Origin of the sequence: Saccharomonospora iraqiensis subsp. iraqiensis (genome assembly GCF_000430445.1) — a bacterium.
GTDB lineage: Bacteria > Actinomycetota > Actinomycetes > Mycobacteriales > Pseudonocardiaceae > Saccharomonospora > Saccharomonospora iraqiensis.
The window spans coordinates 8,124-11,453 of record NZ_KE387115.1 but is presented as its reverse complement, the minus strand read 5'-3'; the positions used below and the strand labels follow the sequence as shown (position 1 = coordinate 11,453).

Below are 3,330 nucleotides of genomic sequence, written 5' to 3'. Positions count from 1 at the left end.
GGCCCTGGCCGGCCACCGCGCGCGGGTCGGACTCCCGGCCGTCCACGGCCGGTGTGGCGTCGGCCCGGCAGCCCATCAGGCCGAGCGGGTCCAGCCACCGCAGCGGGTTGGGCACGAACGCGTAGTGGTTGGGGGAGGGGGCCAGGCCGAGCGGGTCCGGGGAGACGTAGCGTCCGGCGTCCGGGTCGTAGAACCGGAAGTAGTTGTAGTGCAGCCCGGTCTCGGCGTCGTGGTACTGGCCGGGGAACCGCCACGGTGTGGACACGGTGTCCGCGCGCCGGATGATGCTGCGCCCCCACAACGTCGTGCGCCCCCGCCAGGCGACCGCCCCCGAACCGTCCACCAGCTCGGTCGGTGTCCCGACGAGGTCGGTGACCACGGCGTAGAGGGCATGGTCGAACCACTGCGGCACGTGCGCGGACCGGCGACGGTGGCACTGGATCAGCGGGCGGAACCGCCGGGCCTGCCACTCCCACGTGATCGCGTCCGTGCCGTTGTGGACCTGCTCGGTGAGCCACAGCCCGTCCCAGGTGAAGTCCGTGCGCTCGGTGACGGTCGCCCCGTCCGGGGAGAGGCGGTGTTTGCCGATCCGCCGTCCGAGCGCGTCGTAGCGGTACCGCCAGCGGGTGCCGTCCGGCGTCGTGACCTCGGTGAGCTGGTCCTCGGCGTTCCACAGGTAGCGCCACCGCCGCGGTGCGCTCCCGGCCCCGTGCTGCCACCGGGACACCACGCGCCCCTGCCCGTCGTACTCGTAGCCCAGGCCTGCGGTCCGGGTGAGGCGGCTGCCGTCGTAGCCGTGCTCGTCCTCGAACTCGTTGCCGTGGCTGCGCCAGCCGGCGGTGCGGATGTTGCCCGCGGGGTCGTACGTGTAGCTCTCCCGCCGCCCGTAGCCGTCGAGGGCGGTGACCCGGCCCACCGGGTCCAGCTCCAGTCGGGTGGTGCCCTCGGTGCTGTCCACGACGACCCCGGGGTTCCCGTCCGGGGTGTAGCGGTAGGAACGCCGGTGCGCGCCGTCCGGGTGCGCCGGGGCGCCGGCTTCCCGGCCGGGGGCCGAGACCTCCTGCTCGACGAGTCGTCCGGTGCTGTCCCACTGCTGGGCGATCCTCGCCCCGTCGGCGAACCGGCGTTCGGTCTCGTGTCCGCGGGGGTCGTGGTCGAACGTGACGGTGTGCCCGGACATCCGCAGCGTGCGCGGGAGGTCCCGGGCGTCGTAGGTCCAGGTGCTCTCCGCCCCGGTGGGTGTCACCCGGGACACCCGCCTGCCCAGCGCGTCGAACCGGGAGCGGACCGTGCGCCCGTCCACGGTCTCCGCGGTCACCCGGCCGCGGGCGTCGCGTTCGTACTCCACGGTGGTGTCCGGGTTCGTCGCGGACAGGATCCGGCCCACCGGGTCGTACCGGAAGGTGGTGACGCGGTCCCCGGCGCGTCGTTCGACGACGCGGCCGAGCGCGTCGTACCGGAACTCGGTCGTCTCACCCGCACCGTTGGTCCGCGCCGTGAGTTGTCCGGCCGGGTCGTAGGTGTAGCGCAGTTCGCGGCCGTCGAAGTCGACCTCGCGCACCACCCGGCCCGCCGCGTCCCGCTCGTAGCGCCACGTGCGGCCCAGGGCGTCCGTCACGCCGGTCAGGCGCAGCCCGGGGTCGTAGGCGTAGGTCGTCCGGCTGCCGTCCGGGTTCACGCGCACCGCGGGGAGATCGAAGGCCGTGTACCCGGTCCGGGTGGTGGCCCCGGTCGGGCCCACGTGCGCGGTGCGGTTGCCCTCCGCGTCGTAGGTCCACCGTTCGCTGTTGCCGTCCGGGCCGGTGCGCCACGCACAGCGCCCTTCCGTGGTCCAGCCGAACCGGGTCACCGCCCCCGTCCCGTCGACGATCCGCACGACGCGGCCGAAGTCGTCGCGGTCGTACCGCACCACCGTTCCCGCCGGGTCGGTCTCGGCGACCGGGAGCCCGGTGGGGTCGCACTCGACGTGCCGGGTCTGTCCGAGCGCGTCCGTGACCGACGTCAGGGCGCCCCGCTCGTCGTAGGCGTACCGGGTCACCGCCCCGGTGGGGTCGGTCACCGAGATCCGGTTGCCGCGGTCGTCGTAGTCCTGCCGCCAGCACGCGCCGTCCGGATCGACCACCGTGGTGGGCAGGCCCTGCGCGTTGTACTCCGCCCGTGCCTCGCCGCCGTCCGGGCGGGTGGTGCGGATCCGGTTGCCGTCCCCGTCGTACTCGTGGGTAACGGTGCGGCCCAGTGGATCGGTGCGCCGCACGAGCCGGTCGGCGTCGTCCCACTCGGACGTCGTGGTGTGCCCGAGCGGGTCGGTCTCGGCGACCACGTTGCCCCGCTCGTCGAACCGGTACACCGTGGTGTTGCCGAGCGCGTCGGTGAACCGGGTGGTCCGTTCGGTGTCGTCGTAGGCGAAGGTCCCGTTGAGGTAACCACCGGCGCCGTGGTTGGCCACGCACCGGCCCTCGTCGTCGTACAGGTAGCGGTACCAGTGGCCGTTGCGGTCGGCCCAGCCGACCATCCGCTCGGCGTCGTCGTAGGCGAAGGTGAGTTCGCGCCCGGACGAGTTGCCCACCCCGACCAGGCGGCCCGCGTCGTCGTAGCGGTACCGGACGAGGGTGACCGAGCCGGGACCGTCGGTGTCGCTGTCGCTGTTGCTGTCGCTGTCGGTGTCCGGGTCGGTGTCGGGGTCCCCCGTCCCGGTGCGCAGCCGCAGCGCGGTGATCCGTCCCCCGTCGGCGTCCACCTCGACGTGGTAACCGCCGGAGTGCCGCACGGCGGTCACCGTGCCGGTGGGGTCCCGGTCGATCTCGATCCGGTTGTCGTTGCGGTCGCTGATCGCGCTCAACCGGCGGACGTCCTGCCCGTCCGCGAAGTGCAGTGTGCGCCCCGTCTCCGGTCGGGTGACGGCCCAGCCGGTCGACGTGGCGTGCAGCGGCCACCGCGGCCCGGTCGCGGGCCACACCGTCTCCCCGTCCTCCGGCTGCGGGTAGACCAGCAACATCCCGTCCTCGGTGACGAGCACCACGCCGTCGGGGTCGGACTCCAGCCGCTGGTCCAGGGTGGACGCCCAGCTGCGGCCGTGGAAGCGGCCCGCGCGGTAGGACGACACGTGTGTCCGGCGGAGCACGAGGGGCAGCACCCCGGGCAGGTCGACGTCGGTCTGGGTGAGCACGACCTCACCGCTGGCGACGTCGACCGGGTCGCTCTCGCACACCCGGTTGTCCACCGGCGTCCGGGTGGCGGCGGGGTTGTCCGGTCTGGCGGACCCCTCCCCGCCGTGGTCGTCCATCAGACGGTTCCCGCGGCCCCGGCCGCTCCGGCCGCTCCGGTCGGAGC

Annotated in this window: 1 protein-coding gene; it reads right to left on the bottom strand. The window is 73.9% G+C overall.

The genetic code is table 11. The features are described 5' to 3' along the window. Positions 1-3,283 (bottom strand): RHS repeat-associated core domain-containing protein (locus ACTIR_RS23965; RefSeq protein WP_052583928.1); only part of this gene is annotated, 3,283 nt, incomplete at its 3' end. Positions 3,284-3,330 lie beyond the last annotated feature (47 nt).